This is a genomic window from Amycolatopsis bartoniae, assembly GCF_014191255.1.
Taxonomy (GTDB): Bacteria; Actinomycetota; Actinomycetes; order Mycobacteriales; family Pseudonocardiaceae; genus Amycolatopsis_E; species Amycolatopsis_E bartoniae.
The window spans coordinates 1,767,473-1,792,650 of record NZ_JACHWH010000001.1 but is presented as its reverse complement, the minus strand read 5'-3'; the positions used below and the strand labels follow the sequence as shown (position 1 = coordinate 1,792,650).

Sequence of the window (25,178 nt, the reverse complement as noted above, 5' to 3'; positions counted from 1 at the left end):
GGCCGGGCGGGGTCGTGCGGCGGGCGTAGACCGCCAGCACGTCCTCCATGCGGGCAGCGAACTCCGCGTTCGCCCGCGGTGGGATGTTCCAGCACTTCCTCAGATGAGGGCGCAGTTCGGTTTTTTTAGGACCCGGCCGATGGTGGAGTGATCCAGATTCGGGATCTCCTCGGTGAGTTCGACGTGTTTTTCCAGCAACCGCCGAGTAGCACCCGGGCCCGCCTGATCGTCGATGCCGGATGCACACCTGTGGTGGTCAGCCGTCCGGCAGGAAAGGCCCTGCCGGACAACAGCCTCCCAGTCCCAAGCACCAGAACTGAGCAGCGGCACGCTACTAGCTCAGGCTGGCCGCGGCGCGGGCGGTCCGGTCGAGTTCGCGGCGGGCGAAGCCGGCGAACCCGCGGTAGGTCGGGCTTGCGGCCCAGCGCTCGTATGCCGCGCCAAACGCCGCGGTGCCGGCCAGTCCGGCCAGCTCGGCCGTCCCGGCGGCGACGCCCCGAGCCTGCAGCGCTTTGGTCATCGTCTGGGCAAGCGCGGCGCGCTTGAGCACGGCGCGCTCGTGCAAGGTCGCCGAGGAAGCTATCAGGCGTTGACGGGTCGCGGCATGGCGGTGCCGGTCGGCGTCGAAAACGGGGTCGACGGCGAGGACCGCGGCACGCACGAGCTCGAGTGGCGAGGCACCTGCCGCGCCGTCCGCGATGGCCTGCCGGAAGGTGTTGGCGAGCAGGTCTTGGCCCCAGAACAGCACCTCGGGCTTGTCGGGGAAGTGGCGAAAGAACGTCGCCTTGCTCAGTCCGGCGCGGCCGGCAATCTCGGCGGCCGACACCGCCTCGAATCCGCGCTCGGCGAACAGCTCAAGGGCGGCGTCCTCCAGCCGTGCCTGTGCGTCCGATTGCCAGCGGGCCATGACCCCACTATAGCGGTGCATTGCGACTCGGTCTCGTCACCATGTACGGTGACGAGACTGAGACTCATCACTGAGTCTTGTTTGGACGCATTCGAGGAGAGCGCAGCATGACTGTTCGCCGGGTCGTCACCGGGCACGACAGCGAGGGCAGGTCGCGGGTGGTCGACGACCAGAACGTGGAGCCGATCACCTCTGCGCTGACGCCCGGCTTCGCCGCTTACCGGCTGTGGGGACGCGACGAGCCGCCCACGTTCCCGGACGACGGGTCGCCCAGCGGCGTCGAGACGTACTTCCCGCCGCGGGATGGATCGCGCTTCGTGATCATTACGCATCCCCCGCAGGGAGTGACCCCACCGCCGGACGTGGACGCAGCCGCGGCTTCTGCCGAGCTGGAGCGGCAGATGCCCGGCGTGATGGCCTCAATGGAGCCCGACGGCTCAGGGATGCACACCACCGACACGATGGACTACCTGATGGTCGTGCAAGGCGAGGCCACGCTCGAACTCGACGATGGCGAACGAGCCGTGTTACGGGCAGGCGACGTAGTCGTCCAGAACGGCACCCGGCACGTGTGGCGCAATTACGGCATCGAGCCCTGCACGCTCGTCGCTGTCTCGGTCGGCGCGGACCGCACGACAACCCGTTAGTCCCGCGCACCCCAGGGACGTGGCCGCTCGGCCTCGAGACTCGATGCTCTCCTCTGCCACCGCCTGAGTCGGCAGCGGCAGAGGAGAGCGCAGGACGGTTGGAGCAGTCCGACTCGAACTTTCTGCGAGATTCCGGCCAACCTCAAACCACAGAAGCGAACGGAGAACACCAATGGCGGCCATAAATCATGATTTGGGCGGGCGTCTCCCGCTCGTCGACGCCACAGCACTGAGCCCAACGCAACAGCGTTTCTACGACGCCGCGATGGCTGAGCAGTACCCGTGGTCTCTGGACGCGGGCTTTCAGTTCGTCACCGACGACCAACGTCTGATCGGGCCGTACAACGCGTTCCTACGCCGTCCTGAGATCGCCGAAAAGTTTCAGGAGTTGGCCAAGGCCGAATCTCGGCACACCTCTCTGTCGCCGCAGCTGCGTGAGGTCGTGATTCTCGCGGTCGGGTCAGCCTGGGGTTCGGACTACGAGGTCTACGCCCACCGGATCCTGGCGCAGGCCGCGGGGATTTCCGCCGGCGATGCGGACGCATTGGCCGCGGGTCGCACTCCGGAGCAGCTCGGTCGCGAGGCAGAGCTTGTCTTTGCTCTCGTGCGTCAGCTGACCGTTGAGCATCACATCGAGCAGACGCTCTACGACGAGGCCCTGTCCACCTTCGGCGAGCAGGGCCTCTTTGACATCGCGGCGCTGATGGGCGTCTATCTCACTGTCAGTAGCGTTCTCAATCTCTTCGCCGTCCCCGCGCCTGAGTAGCCGGTCCTCTTCGACGCCGTCGAGCAAGACCCAACCCTCTCGACCAAACACTCCAGAACCAAGCAGCGATAGGCTACTAGGCTGTCACCCATGACTGGGGCCAGAGAAGTGGTCGTGACCGGTGGCGGCACCGGGATCGGGTTCGCGGTGGCGTCGTGGTTCGCGAAGGCGGGCGAGCGGGTCACGATCACCGGACGGCGCGAGCAGGTGCTCGCCGAAGCCGCGGTGCTGCTCGGGGCCCGTTACGTGCCCTTCGACGCGAGTGACCCCGCCGCGGTGACGGCGGCGCTCGCCGAACTGCCGGAGCGGGTCGACGTGCTCGTGAACAACGCGGGCGGCAACACCGACTTCGGCCGCGACCCCGGCGACCTCGCCGCGCTCGCGGAGGCCTGGCGCGCCAACTTCGCGGCGAACGTGCTGTCCGCCGTGCTGGTGACCACCGCGCTCACCCCGCGCCTGGCGGACGGTGCCCGGATCGTCAACCTCGGCTCCATCGCGGCGAGCAAGGGCGCCGGCTCGTACGGCGCGGCCAAGGCGGCGATCGAGTCGTGGACGGCGGACATCTCCCGCGAGCTGGGGCCGCGCGGCATCACGGCGAACGTGGTCGCGCCCGGGCTCGTCGAGGACACCGAGTTCTTCCAGGGCACCCTCACCGACCAGCGGCGGCAGGCGCTCGTCACGCACACTCGCACGAAGCGCGCCGGTAAGCCGGACGACGTCGCCGAGCTCGTCGGCTATCTCGCGAGCCCGGGCGCGGGCCACCTCACCGGCCAGGTCATCCACCTCAACGGAGGGGCGCACCTGGGGCGTTAGCCAGCTCCGCCTCGTACGCCGCCCGCAGGCGGGCGAACACCGACTCCCGCCCGGCGGGACGCGGGATGCCCAGGTGCTGCTCGCGCAGCTCGTCCATGAACTCCTCCCACAGCTGCGGGCCCCCGCGCTCCAGCAGCTCCGCCCGCACGGCCAGCTCCCGCGTGACGGGCAGGTGGCGGCGGCCCCACGCGCCGAGGTGCGCGATCACCGGTACCAGCTGGATCGATGCCTCCGTCAGGCTGTAGATCACCTTCTGCTTGTGCCCCGGATCGGGCGCCCGCGTCACGAGTCCCTGCTCGGTGAGGTGCTGCAGCCGCGCCGCGAGGATGTTCGACGCGATGCCTTCCTCCGAGTTGTTCAGCAGCTCCCGGAAGTGCCTGCGGTTGCCGAACATCATGTCCCTGATCACCACCAGGGACCACTTGTCGCCGAGCACCTCGACCGCGAGGTTGATCGGGCAGCCGGACCGCTCCTCCACGGGTGCCTCCTCTCCTTCTGATTGCAGTTTACAACCGGTCCTGCTTCCGATACAGTTCTCGGCAACCGGTTGCAAGTCGCAACCGGTTCTCGGAAAAGGAGAGCAGTCATGGGCAAGGTGTTCTGCGACGTGTCGGTGTCGGTCAACGGGTATCTCGCCGGGCCCGCCCAGAGTCGCGAAAACCCGCTCGGTGAAGGCGGCGAGCTGCTGCACCGCTGGCAGTTCGAACGCGCCGACGAGAACAGAGCCGAGATCGAGGCGATCTGCGACGCGGGCGCGTTCATCATGGGGCGCAACATGTTCGGGCCCATCCGCGGCGAGTGGGACAGCGAGTGGCAGGGCTGGTGGGGCGACGAGCCGCCGTATCACGGGCCGGTCTTCGTGCTCACCCACCACCCGCGTGAGTCGATCGAGATGAAGGGCGGCACCACGTTCCACTTCGTCACCGACGGCATCGAGTCGGCGTTGCGACAGGCGCGCGAGGCGGCGGGCGACCGGGACATCTCGATCGCGGGCGGTGCCTCGACGATCAACCAGTACCTGGCCGCCGGGCTGCTCGACGAGGTGCGCCTGCATGTCGCGCCCGTGGTGCTTGACGGGGGCGAGCGGCTCTTCGAGGGCCTGCCGAGCCGTGAGCTGGAGCTGGTGTCAGCTCGGCCGACCTCGCTCGTCACCCACGTCAGCTACCGGGTGCGGGGGTGATCCGCAGGACCTTGTCGTCGCTGCCGTCGGAAGTCGTGACGTACAGGGCGCCGTCCGGGGCGGTGCGGGCGGCGCGCAGGCGACCGTACTTGTCGTCGAACTCCGGCGGCAGCGTGACGCCGGTGATCTTCCCGGCACTGTCCACATCGAACAGCAGCATCTTCTGGCCCTTGAGTGCCACCACCGCGAGCTTCCCCTCCAGCGGGCCCCACTGCGAGCCGGTCAGGAAGGCCGCGCCGCAGATGGCCTCCGTGATCTGCCCAGATGTCCACAGTGGACCGACCGCGTCCGGGAACCGGGTGGTGTCGGTCATCGGCACGCTCTCGTCATAGGAGCTGTCGGTGCCGCCCTTCGACGGGTCCCAGCCGTAGTTCCCGCCCGCCCGCAACAGGTTCACCTCGTCGTCGAACGTCGGGCCGTGTTCGGCGGTGAAGATCTGCCCGCTGCCCGGCCGCACGGTCACGCCCTGCACGTTGCGGTGCCCGTAGGTGTAGATCCGCTGCTCGTTCGGGTCAGTGGAGGAGATGAACGGGTTGTCCGGCAGCGGCGCGCCGGTTTCCAGGTCGATGCGCAGCACCTTGCCGCCGAGGCTGTGCCGGTCCTGCGCGATCGTCGACCGCGCGGTGTCGCCCGTGCCCACCAGCAGTGCCCCGTCGGCCGCGAGCGCCGGGCGGCAGCCGGAGTGCCGTCCGCTGGGGTTCACCGGCAGCCCGGTCAGCAGGTCCTGGACCCTGGTCGCGCTGCGCTCGTCGGGCGAGAGCGTCCACGTCGTGAGCCGGATGTCGACGGGCCGGCCGTTCTCCTGGTGGGTCTGGCACACGGTGAACCGGCGGGTCCGGGCGAAGTCCGGGTGCACCACCAGGCCCATCAAGCCGCCCTCGCCGCGGGCGTACACGTCGGAGAGGTCGGCGGTCACGTCGTGCGCGCCGGTGCCGTCCACCAGCGACAGCCGGCCGGGACGCTGCGTCACGAGCAGCTTGCCCTCCGGGAGGAAACCGACGTCCCAACCGTGCTCCAGCCCGCTCGCGACCACGTCGACGTGCAGGTTCGGCTGCTCGGGCTGCTGCCGCACGGCCGCGGGTGAACTCGTGCAGGCGCTCAGAAGCAGGGCGAACAGGACGATTCCGATCCGGCGCATGCGCTCAGTCTGCCCCAGCCAGGGCTCCCGCGGTGGCTCGATCGGTGGGCAGGACAACAGGCAGCCGAACTTCTGTCGGTGGTGAGACGTACATTGGAGGAAGAGCCGCTGCGCCCTTTCCATCCTGCGCAGAGGCACGTCCGCATGTCTGCGCACAGGGGAGTTTTCGTGACAGACGGGGTGTTGTCCGGTCTGCTGTCGTCCGTGCTCGCCGATCCCGCCCTGCGCGGGGTGGTGGAGCGGGCCGGTTCGCCGCTGCTCGACCTGCAGGGGCCCACGGCCGCCCGTCAGCTCGTCGTGGCCGCGCTCGCGGCCGACGAGGGCGCGGGCCGCCCGGTGCTCGCCGTCACCGCCACCGGCCGTGAGGCCGAGGAGCTGACGTCCGCGCTGGGCGCGCTGCTCGGACCCGCCGTTGTGGCGGACTTCCCGTCGTGGGAGACGCTGCCGCACGAACGGCTGTCCCCGCGCGCCGACACCGTCGGCCGCCGCCTCGACGTGCTGCACCGGCTGCGCGGGCCGGACGCGCCACGCGTGGTCGTCTCCACCGTGCGCAGCCTGATCCAGCCCATGGCGCCGGGCCTGGGCAGCCTCACCCCGGTCGACCTGCGGGTCGGCGAGGAGCACGACTTCGAGGCCGCGCTGGAGCGGCTCGTCGAGCTGGCGTACACGCGCGTCGACATGGTCGAGAAGCGCGGCGAGTTCGCGGTGCGCGGCGGCATCCTCGACCTGTTCCCGCCGACGGCCGACCACCCGTACCGCGTGGAGTTCTGGGGCGACGAGGTCAGCGAGATCCGCGCCTTCGCGGTGTCGGACCAGCGCTCCCTGCCGGGCGAGATCCAGGCCGTGCACGCGCCGCCGTGCCGCGAGCTGCTGCTCACGCCCGAGGTCAAGGCGCGCGCCGGGGAGCTGGCCGAGCAGTACGAGGCGGACGCGCAGCTGGCGGAGATGCTCACCAAGCTCGCCGGCGGGGTGCCGTCGGAGGGCATGGAGGCGTTGATCCCCGTGCTGTGCGACGGCGAGCTGGAGCTGCTCACCGACGCCATGCCCGAGGGCACGCACGTCGTGCTCGCCGACCCGGAGAAGATCCGCGCCCGTGCACACGACCTGGTGCGCACAGGGCAGGAGTTCCTCGAAGCGTCGTGGCAGGCCGCCGCGGGTGGCGGCCAGGCGCCGATCGACCTCGGCGCGTCGGCGTACCGGGACCTCGCCGAGGTCGCGAAGCACGCGGGCGAGACCAACCGGCCGTGGTGGACGCTGTCGCAGCTGACCAGCGAGGACGTCTACCAGGTGGCGGTCGAGCCGGCGCCCGCGTACCGCGGTGACCTGGAGCGCGCGGTCGCCGACCTGCGCGGGCACCTGGCCGCCGGTGGCACGGGCGTGCTGGTGGTGGCGGGGCACGGCACGGCGAGCCGCGCCGTCGAGCAGCTGTCCACCGCCGAGGTCGCCGCCACCCTGGCGGACGGGCTGGCCGAGCAGCCCGCGCCGGGCGTGGTCACCGTCGTGTGCGGCGGACTGACCGAGGGGTTCGTCGCGCCCGGACTGCGCCTGGTGGTGCTCACCGAGGCCGACCTCACCGGCCGCGGCGCCACCGCGAGCTCGTCCACAAAGGACCTGGGCGCGAAGATGCCGTCCCGGCGCCGCAACGCGGTCGACCCGCTGGCGCTGAAGAAGGGCGACTACGTCGTGCACGACCAGCACGGCATCGGGCGGTTCGTGGAGATGGTGCAGCGCACCATCTCCGGCGCCACCCGCGAGTACCTGGTGCTGGAGTACGCGTCCTCCAAGCGCGGCCAGCCCGGCGACCGGCTGTACGTGCCGACGGACCAGCTGGACGAGGTCTCCCGTTACGTCGGCGGCGAGCTGCCCACGCTCAACAAGCTCGGCGGCTCGGACTGGAAGAACACGAAGGCCAAGGCGCGCAAGGCGGTCAAGGAGATCGCGGCCGAGCTGGTGCAGCTCTACGCCGCCCGCCAGGCCGCGCCGGGGCACGCGTTCGGGCCGGACACGCCGTGGCAGCGCGAGCTGGAGGACGCGTTCCCGTTCACCGAGACCAACGACCAGCTCGCCGCGATCGACGAGGTCAAGGCCGACATGGAGCGCGGCGTGCCGATGGACCGCGTGATCTGCGGCGACGTCGGCTACGGCAAGACCGAGATCGCGGTGCGCGCGGCGTTCAAGGCGGTGCAGGACGGCAAGCAGGTCGCCGTCCTGGTGCCCACCACGCTGCTCGCGCAGCAGCACCTCAACACGTTCGCCCAGCGGATGCAGTCGTTCCCGGTGACCATCAAGGGGCTGTCCCGGTTCACCCCGAAGTCCGAAGTGGACACCGTGCTGGAGGGGCTCGCGTCCGGCGACGTGGACATCGTGATCGGCACGCACCGCCTGCTGCAGACGGGTGTCCGCTACAAGGACCTCGGCCTGGTCATCGTGGACGAGGAGCAGCGGTTCGGCGTCGAGCACAAGGAACACATCAAGGCGCTGCGCACGCACGTCGACGTGCTGACCATGTCCGCCACGCCGATCCCGCGCACGCTGGAGATGTCGCTGGCGGGCATCCGCGAGATGTCCACGATCCTCACCCCGCCCGAGGACCGGCACCCGATCCTGACCTACGTCGGCGCGTACGACGACAAGCAGGTCGGTGCCGCCATCAGGCGCGAGCTGCTGCGCGATGGCCAGGTGTTCTACGTGCACAACCGGGTGTCGTCGATCGAGAAGGCCGCGCGGCGGCTGCGCGAGCTGGTGCCCGAGGCGCGGGTCGTGACGGCGCACGGGCAGATGAACGAGGAGAAGCTCGAAAAGATCATCCAGGGCTTCTGGGAGCGTGAGTTCGACGTACTGGTCTGCACCACGATCGTCGAGACCGGGCTGGACATCTCCAACGCCAACACGCTCATCGTCGAGCGCGGCGACCTGCTCGGCCTCGCGCAGCTGCACCAGCTGCGCGGTCGCGTCGGCCGCGGCCGCGAGCGCGGGTACGCGTACTTCCTGTACCCGTCGGAGTCGCCGCTGACGGAGACCGCGCACGACCGGCTCGCCACCATCGCGCAGAACACCGAGCTGGGCGCGGGCATGGCGGTCGCGATGAAGGACCTGGAGATCCGCGGCGCGGGCAACATCCTCGGCGCCGAGCAGTCCGGGCACATCGCGGGCGTGGGCTTCGACCTCTACGTGCGGCTCGTCGGCGAGGCGGTGGACGTGTTCCGGCGCAACGCGGGCGTGGAGTCCGCGGAAGAGGAAGAGCTGCGGGAGGTCCGCGTCGACCTGCCGATCGACGCGCACATCCCGCACGACTACGTGCCGGGGGAGCGGCTGCGGCTGGAGGCGTACCGCAAGATCGCGTCGGCGCCGGACGCCGAGGCGCTCGCCGCGGTCGAGGAGGAGCTCATCGACCGCTACGGCCAGCCGCCCGCGCCGGTGCGGCGACTGCTGTCGGTGGCGGCGTTCCGGCACTCGTGCCGCGCGGCGGGCGTCACGGAGGTGACGTTGCAGGGCAACACGATCCGGTTCGCGCCGCTGCCGCTGCCGGAGTCCAAGCTGGTACGGCTCAAGCGGCTCTACCCGAAGGCGACGTTCAAGGCGGTGACCGGCACCGTCGCGGTGCCGAAGCCCACCGAAGGCCCGGCGGGGGGACGCATCGGCGCGCCGCCGCTGCGGGACGAGGCGCTGCTGGAGTGGTGCGCGAAGCTGCTGACCAACCTGACCAAGGAACCGGCGGCGGTCGGCTGACCGGGGTCCCCAAACCGCGGTGCTTGTGAGAGGGTACGGGGTGTGATGCGGATCATGAGTCGCCCGCGGGCGCTCGTCGCTGCCGTCGCCGCCTGCCTTCTGCTCGCCGGCTGCGGATCGGGGCCGAGCCAGGTGCGGGCCGCTTTCCTGCTGGGTGACACCGAGGTGTCCCAGGACACGGTGCAGCAGCTCATCGACAAGGCGGTGCGGGAACAGCCCGCCGCGCAACAGCTGTCGCAGCAGCACAAGCTCGACCAGCTGGGCCGGGAGATCGTCGGGCAGCTGGCCCAGCACGAGCTGCTGGTGAAGGCCGCGCGGCAGGAGGGGCTCGTCGCGGACGAGGCGACGGTGTCCGGGCTGCTGGGTGAGGACCCGCTCGTCACGCCCGTGTCCGCCAACGGCGTGGACCCGTCGCAGCTGGCGCGCCAGATCGCCTACCGCGCGCGGGACCACCGCGAGGTCTTCACCGATTACGGGTTGATGCAGGCGCTGGGCCGCAAGCACTTCGGCGGGCTGTCGGTCACCTACGACTACACCGTGGTCACCTCCGACGACGGTGGTGCGCAGCCGCAGAGCATGCGGGACAAGGCGTTCGCGAAGGCCGAGCGGATGGCCGCGAGCCCGGCCGCCGCCGACCAGGTGCTGCGCGAGGACGCCGCGGCGGGCGTGCAGACCGGTTCCGGGCAGCAGATCTCCGCGGTCCAGTCGCCCGCGGCCGCCTCGACCGTCCTGTTCGGGGTGCCGCAGGGCACGGTCGTCGCGTTCCAGCCGAGCCAGCAGGACACCACGTGGCTGGTGGCGGTCGTCCGCCAGCGCGACTCGGGCGTGCCGTCGACGGCGCAGCAGTCGGCAGAGCCGACGGAGGACCAGCTGGTGTCCACCGGTCTGCGGTTGTTGCAGCCCTACTCGGAGCAGCTGCGGATCAACCCGCGTTACGGTGTGTGGGACCCGGTGGCGATGGCGGTGGCGCCCAGCGCCGCCGAGAGCACCGGTTTCGTCGCTCCAGTGAAGGGATCCGCCCAGTCTTGACCGCCACGGTCGTCCTCCTGCCCTTTCCCGGCGCGGGCGTGCCGCCCGCCGCGTTCCCGCACCTGCGCGGCGCACGGGCCGTCTACGCGAGCGGGTTGGGGGAGGAACTGACCGACCAGCTCGGCGCGAAGCCCGCCCCGGAGCCCGCGGTGCTGGCGGCGGAGACGTCGGTGGTGCTGTTCGCCGCATCTGCCGAAGACCCCGCGGTGCGGGCGTTGCCGGGCGCGCGGGTCATCGCGCAGCCGACGGGCGCGCGGCTGGTCGAGGCCGCGCAGGTGATGGACCGGCTGCGGTCGCCGGGCGGGTGCCCGTGGGACGCGGAGCAGACGCACTCCTCGCTGCGGCAGTACCTGGTCGAGGAGACGTACGAGCTGCTGGAAGCGATCGAGGACGGCGACCGGACGGCGCTGCGCGAGGAGCTGGGGGACGTCCTGCTGCAGGTGCTGTTCCACGCCCGCGTGGCGGCGGAGGACGCCGAAGACCCGTTCGACGTCGACGCGGTGGCCGGGGAGCTGGTGGCGAAGCTCGTCGGCAGGCACCCGCACGTGTTCGCGGAGTCCGAGCGCGTGGCGACGGCGGAGCACCAGGAGCTGCGCTGGGAGGAGCTGAAGCAGGTCGAGAAGCAGCGTGAGTCCATTGTGGACGGCGTGGCGCTCGGCCAGCCCGCGGCGGCGCTCGCGGGAAAGCTCGGCCAGCGCACCGGCCGCGCGGGCGTGCCGCTGGACCTGTTCCCCGGCGGGCAGGACGCGCCGTCGCGGTTGTTCGTGCTCGCCGCCACGGCCCGGCGGGCGGGCGTGGACCCGGAGGGTGAACTGCGTGCCGTGGCGAAGCGTTTCGCCGCCGACGTGCGCGCCGCGGAGGCGAACGCCCGCGCGGCGGGCGTCGAACCGTCCACTTTGGAGGTCGACGGCTGGCGCCGGTTCTGGCCCTGAGGCTCAGCCGAACTCGGCCTGCAGTTCGTCCAGGGCCTGGGCCCAGGCGTCGGTGAAACCCGCCGGGTCGGCCACGCCGTCGTGCGCGAGCATGGAGACGGTGAAGTGGTTCCGGTAACCCGCGGCCAGTGAGAAGCACGCATTGCCCGGGGGCAGCCACGGCAGCGGGACGACCTCGTCCACCGGGGTGCCGAACACCGCCAGTTGCCGGTCCAGTCGCAGGTTGGAGATGCCCACCGCGGTGTGGGCGACGTTCGTGAACCGTCCGAGCGCCCAGCCCACGAGCCGTTGCGCGGAGCCGTTCGAGAACGCGCGGAACCCGGCGCGACGGCGAGTCAGCCGCTGCCGGGCCGTTGCCTTTTTCAGTGCTTCGAGGCGTTGGCGCGTCGTGGGCAGCTCGGTGAACAGCGGTGCCCGGACCAGGCCGATCTTGTTGCCGCTACCCGTATCCGGTTCCCCGGGCAGGCGGGTGTCCACGGGGAGCAGTGCGTGCAACGGGCCAGGGGAACCCGCCGCGGGCCACTCGTTCAACGCGCTCGCCGTCGCCGCGAGGTGCACCTGGTTGACCGTGGCCCCGGCAGCGGCGGCCACGGTGCGGAGCCGGGCGAGTTCGACGGTGTGGTGCGCGAGAAGGCGCTTCTGACCGACCGGGGCGGCCAGCGGCGGCCAGGCGACTGGCTGCCGGTAGGTCTTGAGGGCGTCCGCGACCAGCGCCGGAACGCCGCGCCACGACCGGCGAACCGGCGGTGCGGCGTCCGCCGGTGCGGCGTCGCCGAACATCGCGTCAAGGGTGTGGACCATCGAGAACGCGTCGTGCACCGCGTGGTGCGCCACGTAGTTCAGGAACCAGCCGCCGGTGCCCGGCACCAGCCAGAGCCCCCACCGCGGCCGGGCGTGATCAGGCGTTTCCGGGAACAGCGACCGCGCCGGTACCACCGCGTCGGAGGGCGGGAGCGCGTGCACGTGCCGGGCGAGGTCGAAGTCCTCGTCGCGTTCCCAGCGGGCCTGCCCGTTGTCGTCGACCAGCCGGTGGGTCAGCTGCGGCAGCCGCCGCACCCGGTCCGCCAGCCGCTCCCGCAGGGCGTCGAGCGCGGGTGGCTCGCCGCCCATCCGCAGCCGGAAGCCGAAGTACATGTCCGTCGGATCGGGCGCGAACCGGTCCAGCGCGAGGAACACGTGGGTCATCGGGTCGGCTGTCGGTGCGTCACGAGTCATCGATCCTGCCCCCGTATCGGGTGAGCGCTACGATGATCACCTTTTCCGGCGCGAGGCGGGAAAACAAGACAGACCGACGCGGGTCACAGTCGAAATCGGGCGGGGCACGGCGCGCCGCAGCAGTGGCAGCGCAGCGTGATACCGCTAACCTGATCCGGTGGTCGAGCCCACCCCTTCGAGGGACATCACGTCGCCGCGGTCGTGGACGTCGTTGTGGCTCGTCATCGGGCTGGTCGCGACCGCGCTCGTCCTGATCTTCACCCTCGGCACGACGCGCCCGGACGCCCCGGCGCAGTCCGCCCCTTCGCCGGCGCCTCCCGTGGCGCCCCCGCCGGTCGTCGCCGCGCCCCGGTCCGCCGTGGCCGCGCCGGTCGACCACCCGACGCGGTCGGACGAGGCGGAGCTGGACGCGTGGGCGCGCAGCCTCGCGGGGCCGACGAAGCTGCCGGCGGCCCTGGTGTCGGCGTACGGCCGGGCGGAGATGCGGATGCGCGGAGAAGCCCCGGCGTGCCACCTGTCGTGGGCGACGCTCGCCGGGCTGGGCCAGGTGCAGGCGGTGGGGTCGGGTCCGCTGCCGGTGCCGCAGGCGGTGTGGGACCGCTGGGCGGCGAGGGCGACGAACGACGGCAAACGCCCGGACCAGCGCAACCCCGCCGACGCGGCGTACGCGGTGGCCCGGGCGCTGTGCTCCACCGGCGCCGACCTGAGCACCGGGAACGGTTGGTGGACAACGGTTCTCGGCTACACGCAGTCGCAACAGGACACGCAGGACACCCTCACCGCAGCTGACACCTTCGCGGCGGCGAAGCCGGGGTAGGCGGCGGACGGTTCCCGGCCCGAGCGGCTCCCGGTCTTCGTGGGGACGCCCTCGCCGCCGCCGATGTCTTTGCGGCGGTGAGGCCGGGGTAGGCGGCGATCAGGCCCGTCCAGTCGGTTCCCAGCCCCCGCAGGACATCCTCGCCGCCGACACCTTCGCGGTGGCAGGACACCCTCGCCGCCGCGAGCGCCCTTGCGGTGGCGAGGCCGGGGTAGCCCCGCGGTCGGTTCCGGCGGTAGCGGTCGGCGATCAAGCCTGGCCCGAGCGGTTCCCAGCCCCCGCAGGACGCCTCGCCGCCGCCGACACCTTCGCGGCGATGCCCCCGGGTCAGTCCTGGAAGTAGTGGCCCGCGTCGAGGTCGGCGATCAAGCCTGGCCCGACCGGCTCCCAGCCCACGCGTTCGCGGGTGAGCTTCGCCGACGTCGGGTTGTCGAGCGGGACGACGCTCGCGAGGAAGCCGAAGTGCGCGGCCGCCTCCGCGTCGGGGATCTGCACCACCGGGACGTCCAGGTGCCTGCCGATCACCTCCGCGATCTCCCGGAACGGCACGCCCTCGTCGCCCACCGCGTTCAGGCGCGAGCCCGCCGGGGCCTGCTCCAGCGCGAGCCGGTAGAGGCGTGCGGCGTCGAGGGTGTGGCCCGCGGGCCAGCGGTTGCCGCCGTCGCCGAGGTAGCCGGACTTCCCGTGCTGCCGCGCGGTGGCGATCAGCAGGCGGATGAACCCGTGCTTGTCCAGGTCGCTGTGCACGGTCGGCGGGAGCCGGACGACCGAGGACCGGATGCCGCGCTCGGCGAGCGCCAGTACCGCGTTCTCGGCCTTCCCGCGCGGGTTCTGCCCGGCCGGGTCGTCCTCGGTCGCGGTCCGGTCGACGGTGCCGATCGTCATCAGGGTGCCGGTGGTGCCGACGAACGGCTTGCCGCTGCCCGCCAGCCCGTCCGCGAGGGCGGCGATCGCGGCGAGATCCGCTTCAATCGCTCCCTCGAAGTCCCCGGTGATCATCAGGTCGTGCTTGAAGGCCAGGTGGATTACACCGTCCACTGTGGACGAGACCGCGGTCAGCCCGGCGAGGTCGTCGAGATCGCCGAGGTGCACCTCGGCGCCCTGCTCCTTCAGTTTGGCGGCGGAGTTCTCGGAGCGGGCGAGGCCGACGACCTCGTGCCCGTGAGACAGGAGTTCGGGGACGACGGCGGAACCGAGGTGGCCGGTGGCCCCGGTGACCAGTACGCGCATGGGGAGGATCCCTTCGAGAAGTTGGATGTCACTTGGTGACATCGCCACTGTAGCGCGTCATGACACTTGGTGTCATCCGGCTAGACTGGACGACATGGGCCGCTGGGAACCGAACGCGCTGGAGCGCCTGCAGCTGGCCGCGCTCGAACTGTTCACCGAACGCGGGTTCGACCAGGTCACGGTCAACGAGATCGCCGAACGCGCCGGGCTCACCAAGCGCACCTTCTTCCGGTACTTCGGCGACAAGCGCGAGGTGCTGTTCGGCGACCAGGAAGGGTTCGTGGGGCTGTTCGCGGAAGGGATGGCGACCGTTCCACCGGAGGCCGGCGCGCTGGAAGTGGCCGCGGCGGCGATCGAGCGGGTCGCGGCCGTCTTCCCGATCGAACGGCAGCCCTTCGCGGACGCGCGGCGCGCCGTCGTCGCCGCCAACGCCGAACTGCTGGAGCGCGAGCTGCTCAAGCGCGCCAAGCTGACCAGCGCGATGGTGGACGCACTGCGTGAACGCGGCGAGCCGGAGCCCGTCGCGAAGGTGGCGGCGGACCTGGCCGCGCTCGCGTTCTCGACGGCCTACGAGCGCTGGGCCGAGCCGGGCAACCGCGAGGAGTTCGCCGACCTGGCGCGGGAGGCGCTCGCCGAGCTGGTGGCCGCGGCCGCCGGACTCAGCTCTCCTGCAGCCGCACCCGGGCGTTGACCTCGGAAAGCGCGTCCTGGTACTCCGGCACCGGGTTCATCGCCCACGCCATGCGCAGCTGACCAAGCGCCTCCACCAGCCGCCCGAGCCGCTGCAGCGTGCGGCCCAGCACGAAACGCGCGTAGTGGTCCGCCGGGTCCAGCTCCAGCACCCGCGTGAACGCGCGCTCGGCGTGTTTGAGCTGTGCGGAGTGGAAGTAGGCGCGCCCGGCCAGCAGCTGCACGCTGGGTTTGTCCGGCTCGGCCTCGAGCACCGGCTGCAGTGCCTTGAGCGCGTCCAGCGGGCGGCGGTTCTGGACCAGTGCCTCGGCCTGACGGAACGCCTCGAACCGGTCATGGCCCGGAGTGTGGTTCTCGTCGTCCATAGACAATCGACGTTACCCCTCGGCGCCCGCTTTCGGCAGGGGTGCGATCAAGGTCCGGGACGGCGACGTGGTGCACTGTGCGGTTATGAGCGAACAACCGCGCTACCTCGGTCTGTCGCCCTACCTCTACTACACCGACGCCACCGAGGCGCTGGAGTGGCTGGTCCGCGTGTTCGGGTTCACCGAGCGCGTCCGGTACGTCGACGGGGAGGGCCAGGTGTTCCAGGCCACCGTCGCGGCCGGGGACGCCGAGATCGTGCTCACCGGCGTCGGCGCGGACTACTGGGCGGGCAAGGGGGTCGACCACCCGGTCGGCCAGCTCAACGTGGTCTACGTCGAGAACGCCGACGCGCAGTACGAGCGTGTCTGCGCCGCGCTCGGCGAGGGCTGCGACGTCTCCCCGCCGCAGAACCAGCCCTACGGTGCCCGGGTGTTCAGCGTCGCCGACATCGGGGGCAACAGCTGGACCTTCTGGCAGCACATTTCGGACACCGCGGACCTGCCGTCGGGCTGGCAGGAGATCCGGGCCACCGACTGAGCCGAGCCTCCAACGGGTGACCGCGACCTGCCGTTAGGCTGAAACCCGTCATCGCCGGACAACCGATGAGGAGCGACGAGTGGCGGTCATCGAGCAGGTAGGCGCCCGCGAAATCCTGGATTCGCGCGGCAACCCGACTGTCGAGGTGGAGGTGGCGCTCGACGACGGCACGCTGGCGCGGGCCGCCGTCCCGTCGGGGGCGTCGACCGGTGAGCACGAAGCCGTCGAGCTCCGCGACGGCGACCCCAAGCGGTACAACGGCAAGGGCGTCGAGCGCGCCGTCGCCGCGGTCCTCGACGAGATCGGCCCCGAGCTGGCCGGCATCGAGGCCGTCGAGCAGCGGATCGTGGACCAGAAGCTGGTCGATCTCGACGGCACCCCGGACAAGTCCCGCCTCGGCGCGAACGCCCTGCTCGGGGTGTCGCTCGCCGTCGCGAAGGCCGCCGCCGAGTCCGCCGAGCTGGAGCTGTTCCGCTACCTCGGCGGCCCGAACGCGCACGTGCTTCCGGTGCCGATGCTGAACATCCTCAACGGTGGCGCCCACGCCGACACCGACGTGGACATCCAGGAGTTCATGATCGCGCCGATCGGCGCGGAGTCCTTCCGCGAGGCGCTGCGCTGGGGCGTGGAGGTCTACCACTCGCTCAAGTCGGTGCTCAAGGGCCGCGGCCTGGCCACCGGCCTCGGCGACGAGGGCGGTTTCGCGCCGAGCCTGTCCAGCAACCGCGAGGCGCTGGACCTGATCACCACCGCGATCGAGAAGGCCGGCTACCGCCCGGGCCGTGACGTCGCGCTGGCGCTGGACGTCGCCGCCACCGAGTTCTTCGCCGACGGCTCCTACAGCTTCGAGGGCACCAAGCGCAGCGCCGAGCAGCTGGCCGCGTACTACGCCGAGCTGCTCGACGCGTACCCGCTGGTCTCGATCGAGGACCCGCTGGCCGAGGACGACTGGGACGGCTGGGTGGCGCTGACCAACCAGATCGGCGAGCGCGTGCAGCTCGTCGGCGACGACCTGTTCGTCACCAACCCCGACCGCCTGGAGACGGGCATCGAGCGCGGCGCGGCGAACGCGCTGCTGGTCAAGGTCAACCAGATCGGCACGCTGTCGGAGACCCTCGACGCGATCACGCTCGCCACGTCCTACGGCTACAAGAGCATGATGAGCCACCGCTCCGGCGAGACCGAGGACACCACGATCGCCGACCTGGCCGTCGCCACCGGCGTGGGCCAGATCAAGACCGGGGCCCCGGCCCGCAGCGAGCGCGTGGCGAAGTACAACCAGCTGCTGCGCATCGAGGAGACCCTCGGCGACGCCGCCCGGTTCGCCGGCGACCTCGCCTTCCCCCGGTTCACCCCGGAGAGCTGACGCCGTGACCCAGCGAGGCAGGGAGCGCACGAGGCGCCGCCGCACGGAACGCCGTGCGGACGGCCAGCCGGCGCGCCCTGCCTCCGGGTCGTCACGCGTCGAGGGCAGGCCACGGCGGGTGCGGCGCGAGCCGCCGAAGTCGCGGCTGCGGCGGGGGTTCGCCGCCAAGCCCGGCGCCGGGGCCACCCGCGTGCTGGGCATGTCCACCACGCGCCGGGCCGCGGTGCTCGCGATCGTCGTGTGCGCGCTGGCCTTCACCCTCGCCGTCCCGCTGCGGACCTACCTGAGCCAGCGGTCCGAGATCACCGCGCAGGAGCAGCGGCAGGCCGAGCTGCGGAGCCAGGTCGCGGAGCTGCAGGAGCGGCAGGCCGCGTTGAACGACCCCGCGCAGGTCGAGGCCGAGGCCCGCCGCCGGCTGCGGTACGTGATGCCGGGCGAGACGCCGTACCTCGTCCAGCTGCCCGAGGACACCCCGCAGGCCCAGCAGCAACAGGCCCAGCAGGCGCCCACGCCCGGGGACGCGGCCTGGTACGAGAAGTTCTGGACCACGGTCGGGGGCTGACGCGCCGCTTGCGACAATGGGGGCGTGGAACAGACGTCTTCGTTCGAGCCGGTGACGGAAGCCGACCGCGAGATCATCGCGCAGCAGCTCGGCCGCCCGCCGCGGGCGCTGCGGGCCATCGCCGCCCGGTGCCCCAGCGGCCACCCGTCGGTGGTGCAGACCAGCCCCCGGCTCGAGAACGGCACGCCGTTCCCCACGCTGTACTACCTGACCTGTCCGCGCCTGGCCTCGCTCGTCGGGCGCCTGGAGGCGTCGGGGCTGATGAAGGAGATGACCGAGCGGCTGTCGGTCGACGAGGAGCTGGCGGCGCAGTACCAGCGCGCGCACGAGTCGTACCTGGCACAGCGCGACGCCATCGAGCCGCTCGGGCACCAGGTCACCGCGGGCGGGATGCCGGGCCGGGTCAAGTGCCTCCACGTCCACCTCGCCCACACGCTCGCGTGCGGTCCCGGCGTGAACCCGTTCGGTGACGAGACGCTGGAACTGCTCAAGCCCGACTGGCCTTCCGGGGACTGCGCGGCGTAACGCTGCTCCTTCCTGTGGGGATAGGCCAAGCGGTCACGTGCGCTTAACAGCGCCTGCGTGACGATGGGGCCGGAACCGGGAGGAGTCGGGGTGTGCGACTGACGCGGGTGCGCATCGTCCGGCGCAAGGCGCGGCGGATCGGGCTGCGCCACAAGACGCTGGTCGCCGCGCTCGGCGGCGTGCTCGCCGTCGTCCCGGCCGGGATCGCGAGCGGCGGCACGTCCGACTGGAGCAGCGCCCCGAGCACCGAGCACACGCGGGACGCCGCACTCGTCCAGGGTTTCGACCCGAAACTCGTGCAGGTCAACGTCGACGGCAGCCTGTCGCAGCGCTCCGCCGTCACCGAACCGCTGCCGCCGGAGGAGCTGCCCAGCGGGCCGCTCGGCATTCCCGGCACGGCGCTCAAGGCGTACCACAACGCGGCCGACATCATGGCGCGCGAGCAGCCGGGCTGCCACATCGACTGGGCGTTGATCGCGAGCATCGGGCGCATCGAGTCCAACCACGCGCGCGGCGGTTACGTCGACGCGAACGGCACCACCCGCGAACCGATCCTGGGCCCGGTGCTCGACGGCGTCGGCTCGGTGGCCGCGATCCCGGACACCGACCGCGGCCGCTGGGACCTCGACACGGTGTGGGACCGCGCCGTCGGGCCCACGCAGTTCATCCCGGCGACGTGGCTGGTCTACGGCGTGGACGGCAACGGCGACGGCGTGGCGGACCCGAACAACCTCTACGACGCGACGCTGACCACAGGCCGCTACCTGTGCTCAGGTGGTCTGGACCTCGCGAACCCGGATCAGCTGCGTGCGGCGATCTACCGGTACAACAACTCCGACGTGTACGTGAACACGGTGATCCTGTGGGCGGAGGCATACCGCAACGGCGTCCTGCAGCTGCCCGACAGCGCAGTTCCGGTGGACGCGCCCGCGGCTCCGGCGGCTCCCGCCGTGCCCGCCCCGGCACCGGTGCCGGTCACCCCGGCGCCTCCGGCGACGACGCCCACTGTGGACCCGCGCGTGGACACCTCCGCACCGGCCACGCCGCCACCGTCCACATCGGACGCTCCGCCGACGACCGGCCCCACCTGTCCGACGTCGTCTTCGTCACCGTCGTCGTCGTCGCCGCCGTCGACGACGACCACCACCACGACCACCACCACCGGGACGCCGGACCCGTGCGCGCCCACACCGTCGAGCGACACGAGTACGACCACCTCCAGCACCACCGGCTAACCTGCGGGTATGCCCCGTGTTGCCGCGATCGACTGTGGAACGAACTCCATCCGCCTACTGGTCGCCGAGCTGACCGTCCGCCACGACGGCACCGTCGACCTGCGTGACCTGCACCGCGAGATGCGCGTCGTGCGGCTCGGGCAGGGCGTCGACGCCACCGGCCGCCTCGCGCCGGAGGCGCTGGAGCGCACCCGCGCCGCGCTGGTCGACTACACCGTCGCCGCGCGCCGCAAGGGCGTCGAGCGCGTCCGCATGGTCGCGACCTCGGCGACGCGGGACGCGAGCAACCGGGACGAGTTCTTCGCGATGACGCGTGACGTCCTCGGCGTCGAGGCCGAGGTGATCAGCGGCGACGAGGAGGCACGGCTGTCGTTCACCGGCGCCGTCGGCGAGCAGGACCCGGACGACGGGCCGTTCCTCGTCGTCGACGTGGGCGGCGGTTCCACCGAGCTGGTGCTCGGCGACTGGGACGGGCAGCGGGCCTCGGTCACCGCCGCGAAGTCCGTCGACATCGGCTGCGTGCGCATCACCGAGCGGGCGCTGAAGTCCGACCCGCCCACGCCGGACGAGATCGCCGCGGCCCGCGAGTTCGCCACGGGCGTGCTGCGGGAGGCGTTCGACGTCGTGGACGTGGCGAAGGCGAAGACCTGGATCGGCGTCGCGGGCACGGTCACCACGCTGTCCGCCGTGGCGCAGGAGCTGCCCGAGTACGACTCCGAGCGCACCCACCTGTCCCGGCTGTCGCAGGCGCAGGTCTTCGGGCTCGCCGACGACCTGCTGGCCGCCGACCACCAGACCCGCGCCGCGAACCCGGTGATCCACCCCGGCCGCGTGGACGTCATCGGCGGCGGCGCGCTGATCGTGCGGCTGCTCGCGGAGCAGCTCGCCGAGCGCGGCGGGCCGACGGAACTCGTGGTCAGCGAGCACGACATCCTCGACGGGATCGCGCTCTCCCTCGTGGGGGATTGACGGCCCGGCAGGGTATCCGGTCGATCTTGTTCGAGCACCTGACTTTAGTCGGGTTTTGGTTCCCCTTTACCGAAACCCCGGGTAGGTTCCTGCTCACCCTTTGGTGAGGAGGAGTTTTCCTTGAGGAGATTCAGGTTGCTCATCGCCGCGCTCGCGGTACCGCTGATCGGCGGGATCGTGGTCGCCGGGCCGACCGCCGCGGCACAACCGCAGCTTTCCGGTGCCGCCACGGAGTTCACCGTGCTCGCGGCCGCCGGGCAGAGCGTCGGCGCCGCGGAGAAGGCGATCCGCGACGCGGGCGGCACCGTCCTGCACACCAACAGCGCGGTCGGGCTGATCACCGCCAGCGCCCCCGCGAACGGCTTCGTCGAACGGGTCTCGGCGAACCGCGCGGTCTACGGCGCCGCCAAGGCGACGTCGATCGGCAAGGCACCGGAGGACAAGGCGACCGCCAAGCCGGACGTCGCCGAGAAGGAACGCGGTTCGGCCAAGAAGAAGCCGTCCGTGCAGAAGCCGGTGGGCACCGACCCGCTCGACGACCAGCTGTGGGGCCTCAAGTCCGTGCGCTCGGACCTCGCGCGCACCGTGCAGCCGGGCGACAAGCGCGTCAAGGTCGGCGTGATCGACACCGGCATCGACGGCTCGCACCCGGACATCGCGCCGAACTTCGACGCCGCCGACTCCCGCAACTTCACCCGTGACATCCCCACCGACGAGACCGGCGCGGTCGTCGACGGCCCGTGCGAGTACCGCGGCTGCGTCGACCCGGCCGACCACGACGACAACGGGCACGGCACGCACGTGGCGGGCACGATCGCCGCCGCTGCCAACGGTTTCGGCGTCTCGGGCGTGGCGCCGAACGTCACGCTCGTCAACATCCGCGCCGGTCAGGACTCGGGTTTCTTCTTCCTCCAGCCCGCCGTGGACGCGCTGACGTACGCCGGTGACGCGGGGATCGACGTGGTCAACATGTCGTTCTACGTCGATCCGTGGCTGTACAACTGCGCGAACAACCCGGCCGATACCCCGGAGCAGCAGCTCGAACAGCGCACGATCGTCGAGTCGATCAACCGGGCGCTGGACTACGCCTACCGCAAGGGCGTCACGTCCGTGGTGGCGCTGGGCAACCAGCACACCGACCTCGGCGCGCCGCAGCCGGACACCACGAGCCCGGACTACCCGGCGGACTCGATCCACGACCGCGGCATCGACAACGCGACCTGCCTGTCGCTGCCGGTCGAGGGCCCGCACACCATCGGGGTGAGCTCGTTCGGCCCGTCGGGTGCCAAGGCCGACTACTCGAACTACGGCCTGGAGCAGATTTCGGTGTCCGCGCCCGGCGGTTACTACCGCGACGGGTTCGGCACGGACTGGTACCGCACCAACGAGAACGAGATCCTGTCCGCGTACCCGAAGAACGTCGGGATCGCGGAAGGGAACATCGACGCGGCGGGCAACGTGACGCCGGAAGGTGCCGCGCTCGGCGTGCAGAAGGCGGTGGCCGCGGACGGTCGCGTGGGCTACTACCAGTTCTTGCAGGGCACGTCGATGGCCACGCCCCACGCGACGGGTGTCGCCGCGCTGATCGTTTCGCAGTACGGCAAGCCGGGCCGCGGCGGTTTCGGGCTGAGCCCGGACGTCGTGCAGAAGGTGATCGAGGGGACGGCCGCGCCGATCGCGTGCCCGGTGCCGCGGACGGTCGACTACCTCGACGAGGGCCGGGACGCGTCGTTCACCGCGACCTGCCAGGGAACGCCTCAGTTCAACGGTTTCTACGGCCACGGTGCCGTCGACGCCTACGCCGCGGTGACGCGTGGCGGGGCGCTGACCCGGGGCTGAGTGGTTCGCGAAGGCAGCCGGTCTCCCACGGGAGACCGGCTGTTTTCGTGCAACGCCTCGGCTTTTCGCTCCTGGATTTCGGACGAGACCGGCCTTCACGCCGGGTAGGGAGTGGCCTCCCGAGCCGTCCGGAGTGCCGTCGCCCACCAGGTCAGCTGGTCGAGCATCGTCTTGGTGAACTGCGGCGTCTCCGGATCGAGTGGCCTGCCGTCCTGCCACGTGCGGCGGTAGTACGGGAACGAGAGACCGTCGCGGATCGGCACGGCGTGCAGTTCGATGAACACGTTCTCCAAATGCAGCGCCGCGTGCCGGCCACCGGCGGTTCCGCCGTAGCTGACGAAGGCCACCGGTTTGGCCGCCCACTGCGTGAAGTGCCAGTCGATGGCGGCCTTCAGCGACGCGGGATAGCTGTGGTTGTACTCGGGCGTCACCACGATGAACGCGTCCGCGCCGTCGATCGCCGCGGTCAGCGGCGCCATGCCCGCCGGGCGCGGGTAGTCGTCGGCGGCGAGCTTCGGATGTGCGTCGGGCAGGGCGAGCGGGAGGTCGATCTCGGCGAGGTCGACCACGGTCACGTCGAAACCGCCGTGTGCGCGGGCCTGCTCGGCGACCCAAGACGCGAGGACCGGGCCGGACCGTCCCTCCCGGACGCTGCCGACGATGATCACCAACTTGTTCGTCATACCTGTCACCATCGAACCCCGAGGTGACCACAGCCAGACCGCGCTCAGGCTGGCCCCCGCAGGGCCACGCTGAGCGCCCCGGCGGCGCCTATGCTCAACACCATGGGGACGCCGCTGGGGAACTTCCTCCGCACCATGCGCGACAGCGTCCAGCCGGAGTCGCTGGGCCTGCCGGAGCACGGCCGCCGCCGCTCGCCGGGCCTGCGGCGCCAGGACCTCGCGGCGCGGGCGGGCATCAGCGTCGAGTACCTGACGCGCCTGGAACAGGGCCGGGACCGCAACCCGTCGGTGGAGGTGCTGCGGGCGCTCGGCGACGCGCTCTGCCTCGATCCCGCGCAGCGCAACCACCTGCGCTACCTCTTCAAGATCAGCCGCGGTGGCTGCGTCACGCACCCGCAGTCCGGCCCGCCCCGCCGCGACGTCCGCCCGCCGGTCCTGCGCACGCTCCGCCTCCTCGAACCGGGCATCGCCGTGGTGACCAACCGCGTCGGCGACATCCTCGCCCGCACCAGCGGCTTCGAGACGGTGACGAGCGGAACGGGCCTGTTGGACGGTGACGAGCCGAACCTCACGCGCTACGTCTTCACCGACCCCCGCGCGGGGGAGTTCTTCGCCGACTGGGACGACGTGGCCGACGAGCAGGTCTTCGACCTGTGGCTCGGGTCCACGCTGGACAGCGCCTACTGGCTCTCCGGGGAGCTCGCGCAGGTCCCGGAGTTCACCCGCCGCCTGCACCGCCACGTGGTGCCGCGCCGCGGCCCGCTTCGGCTCAACCACCCCGGCGGGCCCGAGCTCCGGCTGCTCCGCGAGACGCTGGAGCTGTCCTCCGACGGGCAGTCGGTGGTGGTCTTCCTCCCCGCGGACGAGCGGACCGCACAGGCCGTGGAGGCGCTCCGACGGCCGGGCGGGTCCTTGCGGGCGATCTCCTGACCGTCGGTCACACAGCGTCAGTACATGCAAACAATGAGTTTCGCTCCCTGGTGACAGCCCTCCCGGCCGCCGCATGCTCGACTCCAACGGTAGGCCGAGGAGGGCACATGGCCGTCACCTTCGGGCTGGACATCAGCCACCACCAACCCGATTCGCTCGACCTCGGCGCCGCGCGGAGCGAGGGGTGCGAGTTCTGCGTCATCAAGGCCGGCGAGGGCACGGGCGCCGACGACCGGTTCGCCGCCAACCTGGCCAAGGCCCGCGCCGCGGGCATGCTGGCCGCCGCCTACTGGTACCAGCGCTCGAACGTCTCCGCCGCCGCGCACGTCGACGGCATCCGCGCCACCGTGCCGCAGGACGTGCCCGTCATCCCGGACGTGGAAAGCGGCAGCGGCGACGTCGGCCTGGTACAGGACGTCGTGAACCGGGCGCGCGCCGCCGGGTACCGGGTGCCGCTGGTGTACCTGCCGCGCTGGTACTGGCAGCAGCTCGGCTCCCCGTCGCTGGCCGGACTGCCGCCGCTGTGGTCGAGCCGCTATCCGGACACCACCGTCGGTTCCCTGGCGGACGAGTGGGCGCAGGTCCCGGCCTCCTACTGGGACGGCTACGGCGGCCTGCCGGTGCAGCTGCTCCAGTTCACCAGTTCGGCCCGCGTCGCGGGCTACACGCCGTTGGACGCCAACGCGTTCCGCGGCACCCGAGACGACCTCGCCGCCTTCCTGTACGACGGCGAGGGAGGCGGCACAACCACGGAGGAAGACATGATCCGCATCCCGGCAGGCGGCAGCCAGAACCAGCCCGCCGTGTTCTCGCTCGCCTGCTCGATGCTCTACGAGCACGACCTGATCATCGCGCCGGGCCCGATCGGCCTGTGGCTCTACGGCGTCTACAACTGGGGCTGGGACGCGGGCACCGGCGGCAACCCCATCCCCGAAGGCCAACCCCGTGCCGTTCCGGAGAAGGGGGCGTACTCCTGCATCATCCCGAAGGGCACGGGCAAGATCGACCTCGCCTACTGGTCCGACCAGGAGTTCACCGCCACCGTCGCCCGCCGGTCCTGAGTGGACGTTCCC

26 protein-coding genes are annotated in these 25,178 nt (G+C 71.4%); 18 read left to right on the top strand and 8 right to left on the bottom strand.

The annotated features are described in order from the left end of the window. Window positions 1-99: 99 nt before the first annotated feature. Window positions 100-330: a hypothetical protein gene (locus FHX82_RS36855; protein ID WP_229880454.1), complete on the bottom strand. Its 231-nt coding sequence runs from the start codon at window positions 328-330 to the stop codon at window positions 100-102. Window positions 331-334: 4 nt separating this feature from the next. Beyond that, window positions 335-907, bottom strand: coding sequence for a TetR family transcriptional regulator (locus FHX82_RS08650; protein WP_145934123.1), 573 nt, complete (start codon window positions 905-907; stop codon window positions 335-337). Window positions 908-1,014: 107 nt separating this feature from the next. Here FHX82_RS08650 and FHX82_RS08645 point away from each other — a divergent pair, with 107 nt between their 5' ends. The 3 genes from FHX82_RS08645 (at window position 1,015) to FHX82_RS08635 (ending at window position 3,133) form a co-directional block, all read left to right on the top strand. Continuing rightward, window positions 1,015-1,554 carry a cupin domain-containing protein gene (locus tag FHX82_RS08645; RefSeq protein WP_145934122.1) on the top strand — a complete coding sequence of 180 codons (540 nt, stop codon included), beginning with the start codon at window positions 1,015-1,017 and terminating at the stop codon, window positions 1,552-1,554. A gap of 172 nt (window positions 1,555-1,726) precedes the next feature. Next, a complete protein-coding gene (locus FHX82_RS08640) occupies window positions 1,727-2,320 on the top strand; it encodes a carboxymuconolactone decarboxylase family protein (protein ID WP_145934121.1) in 594 nt (197 codons plus the stop codon). Between the two features lie 90 nt (window positions 2,321-2,410). Then, window positions 2,411-3,133 carry an SDR family NAD(P)-dependent oxidoreductase gene (locus FHX82_RS08635; protein WP_145934120.1) on the top strand — a complete coding sequence of 241 codons (723 nt, stop codon included), beginning with the start codon at window positions 2,411-2,413 and terminating at the stop codon, window positions 3,131-3,133. Here the strand turns inward: FHX82_RS08635 and FHX82_RS08630 are convergent. Further along, window positions 3,105-3,611, bottom strand: coding sequence for a winged helix-turn-helix transcriptional regulator (locus FHX82_RS08630; RefSeq protein WP_145934119.1), 507 nt, complete (start codon window positions 3,609-3,611; stop codon window positions 3,105-3,107). The genes FHX82_RS08635 and FHX82_RS08630 overlap by 29 nt on opposite strands. Before the next feature lie 108 nt (window positions 3,612-3,719). Here FHX82_RS08630 and FHX82_RS08625 point away from each other — a divergent pair, with 108 nt between their 5' ends. Next, window positions 3,720-4,313 carry a dihydrofolate reductase family protein gene (locus tag FHX82_RS08625; RefSeq protein ID WP_145934118.1) on the top strand — a complete coding sequence of 198 codons (594 nt, stop codon included), beginning with the start codon at window positions 3,720-3,722 and terminating at the stop codon, window positions 4,311-4,313. Here FHX82_RS08625 and FHX82_RS08620 read toward each other — a convergent pair. Further along, complete coding sequence (locus tag FHX82_RS08620) at window positions 4,291-5,451, bottom strand: PQQ-dependent sugar dehydrogenase (RefSeq protein ID WP_145934117.1); 1,161 nt, start codon at window positions 5,449-5,451, stop codon at window positions 4,291-4,293. The two genes, FHX82_RS08625 and FHX82_RS08620, sit on opposite strands and share 23 nt — an antisense overlap. A 183-nt stretch (window positions 5,452-5,634) precedes the next feature. Between FHX82_RS08620 and mfd the strand changes: the two genes are divergently transcribed. From mfd to FHX82_RS08605, 3 genes are read left to right on the top strand one after another with little or no spacing between them, the layout of a single operon-like run. Then, window positions 5,635-9,180, top strand: coding sequence for a transcription-repair coupling factor (gene mfd, locus FHX82_RS08615; RefSeq protein ID WP_145934150.1), 3,546 nt, complete (start codon window positions 5,635-5,637; stop codon window positions 9,178-9,180). Between the two features lie 54 nt (window positions 9,181-9,234). After that, window positions 9,235-10,209, top strand: coding sequence for a hypothetical protein (locus FHX82_RS08610; protein WP_229880457.1), 975 nt, complete (start codon window positions 9,235-9,237; stop codon window positions 10,207-10,209). Continuing rightward, window positions 10,206-11,141, top strand: a complete 936-nt coding sequence (locus FHX82_RS08605) for a nucleoside triphosphate pyrophosphohydrolase (protein ID WP_145934115.1) — start codon at window positions 10,206-10,208, stop codon at window positions 11,139-11,141. The genes FHX82_RS08610 and FHX82_RS08605 overlap by 4 nt, the downstream gene beginning before the upstream one ends. Before the next feature lie 3 nt (window positions 11,142-11,144). Here the strand turns inward: FHX82_RS08605 and FHX82_RS08600 are convergent, their stop codons facing one another. Beyond that, entirely contained in the window at window positions 11,145-12,356 is a 1,212-nt protein-coding gene (locus FHX82_RS08600; RefSeq protein ID WP_145934114.1) for a wax ester/triacylglycerol synthase domain-containing protein, read from the bottom strand. A gap of 157 nt (window positions 12,357-12,513) precedes the next feature. Between FHX82_RS08600 and FHX82_RS08595 the strand changes: the two genes are divergently transcribed. Continuing rightward, window positions 12,514-13,173, top strand: coding sequence for a hypothetical protein (locus FHX82_RS08595; RefSeq protein ID WP_229880460.1), 660 nt, complete (start codon window positions 12,514-12,516; stop codon window positions 13,171-13,173). A gap of 327 nt (window positions 13,174-13,500) precedes the next feature. Here FHX82_RS08595 and FHX82_RS08590 read toward each other — a convergent pair whose 3' ends face one another. Beyond that, window positions 13,501-14,403, bottom strand: a complete 903-nt coding sequence (locus tag FHX82_RS08590; RefSeq protein WP_145934113.1) for an SDR family oxidoreductase — start codon at window positions 14,401-14,403, stop codon at window positions 13,501-13,503. 94 nt (window positions 14,404-14,497) lie between these two features. On the opposite strand from FHX82_RS08590, the gene FHX82_RS08585 reads away from it, so the two are divergent. After that, the gene (locus FHX82_RS08585; RefSeq protein WP_145934112.1) at window positions 14,498-15,094 is read left to right on the top strand and encodes a TetR/AcrR family transcriptional regulator; all 597 of its coding nucleotides are present in this window, start codon (window positions 14,498-14,500) and stop codon (window positions 15,092-15,094) included. On the opposite strand, the gene FHX82_RS08580 is transcribed toward FHX82_RS08585, so the two are convergent. Beyond that, window positions 15,063-15,458 carry a tetratricopeptide repeat protein gene (locus FHX82_RS08580; protein WP_145934111.1) on the bottom strand — a complete coding sequence of 132 codons (396 nt, stop codon included), beginning with the start codon at window positions 15,456-15,458 and terminating at the stop codon, window positions 15,063-15,065. The genes FHX82_RS08585 and FHX82_RS08580 overlap by 32 nt on opposite strands. Window positions 15,459-15,543: 85 nt before the next feature. Here FHX82_RS08580 and FHX82_RS08575 point away from each other — a divergent pair, with 85 nt between their 5' ends. From FHX82_RS08575 to FHX82_RS08545, 7 genes are all read left to right on the top strand, one after another. Then, window positions 15,544-15,996 (top strand): VOC family protein, encoded by a 453-nt coding sequence (locus FHX82_RS08575; protein WP_145934110.1) that lies wholly within the window; start codon window positions 15,544-15,546, stop codon window positions 15,994-15,996. 79 nt (window positions 15,997-16,075) lie between these two features. Continuing rightward, window positions 16,076-17,362, top strand: coding sequence for a phosphopyruvate hydratase (eno, locus tag FHX82_RS08570; RefSeq protein ID WP_145934109.1), 1,287 nt, complete (start codon window positions 16,076-16,078; stop codon window positions 17,360-17,362). A gap of 4 nt (window positions 17,363-17,366) precedes the next feature. Next, complete coding sequence (locus FHX82_RS08565; protein ID WP_373308584.1) at window positions 17,367-17,924, top strand: FtsB family cell division protein; 558 nt, start codon at window positions 17,367-17,369, stop codon at window positions 17,922-17,924. 24 nt (window positions 17,925-17,948) lie between these two features. Then, window positions 17,949-18,449: a DUF501 domain-containing protein gene (locus FHX82_RS08560; RefSeq protein ID WP_145934108.1), complete on the top strand. Its 501-nt coding sequence runs from the start codon at window positions 17,949-17,951 to the stop codon at window positions 18,447-18,449. A gap of 92 nt (window positions 18,450-18,541) precedes the next feature. Continuing rightward, window positions 18,542-19,684, top strand: coding sequence for a lytic transglycosylase domain-containing protein (locus FHX82_RS08555; protein WP_229880463.1), 1,143 nt, complete (start codon window positions 18,542-18,544; stop codon window positions 19,682-19,684). A gap of 9 nt (window positions 19,685-19,693) precedes the next feature. Further along, window positions 19,694-20,653, top strand: a complete 960-nt coding sequence (locus FHX82_RS08550; RefSeq protein ID WP_145934107.1) for a Ppx/GppA phosphatase family protein — start codon at window positions 19,694-19,696, stop codon at window positions 20,651-20,653. 120 nt (window positions 20,654-20,773) lie between these two features. Continuing rightward, window positions 20,774-22,492 carry a S8 family serine peptidase gene (locus tag FHX82_RS08545; protein WP_145934106.1) on the top strand — a complete coding sequence of 573 codons (1,719 nt, stop codon included), beginning with the start codon at window positions 20,774-20,776 and terminating at the stop codon, window positions 22,490-22,492. Window positions 22,493-22,587: 95 nt separating this feature from the next. On the opposite strand, the gene FHX82_RS08540 is transcribed toward FHX82_RS08545, so the two are convergent. Next, window positions 22,588-23,175: an NADPH-dependent FMN reductase gene (locus tag FHX82_RS08540; protein WP_221215364.1), complete on the bottom strand. Its 588-nt coding sequence runs from the start codon at window positions 23,173-23,175 to the stop codon at window positions 22,588-22,590. A 102-nt stretch (window positions 23,176-23,277) separates the two neighbouring features. On the opposite strand from FHX82_RS08540, the gene FHX82_RS08535 reads away from it, so the two are divergent. Further along, on the top strand, window positions 23,278-24,105 hold the full coding sequence (locus FHX82_RS08535) for a helix-turn-helix domain-containing protein (protein ID WP_145934104.1): 828 nt from the start codon (window positions 23,278-23,280) through the stop codon (window positions 24,103-24,105). A 107-nt stretch (window positions 24,106-24,212) separates the two neighbouring features. Continuing rightward, window positions 24,213-25,166 carry a GH25 family lysozyme gene (locus FHX82_RS08530; protein WP_145934103.1) on the top strand — a complete coding sequence of 318 codons (954 nt, stop codon included), beginning with the start codon at window positions 24,213-24,215 and terminating at the stop codon, window positions 25,164-25,166. The last annotated feature ends 12 nt before the right edge of the window (window positions 25,167-25,178 follow it).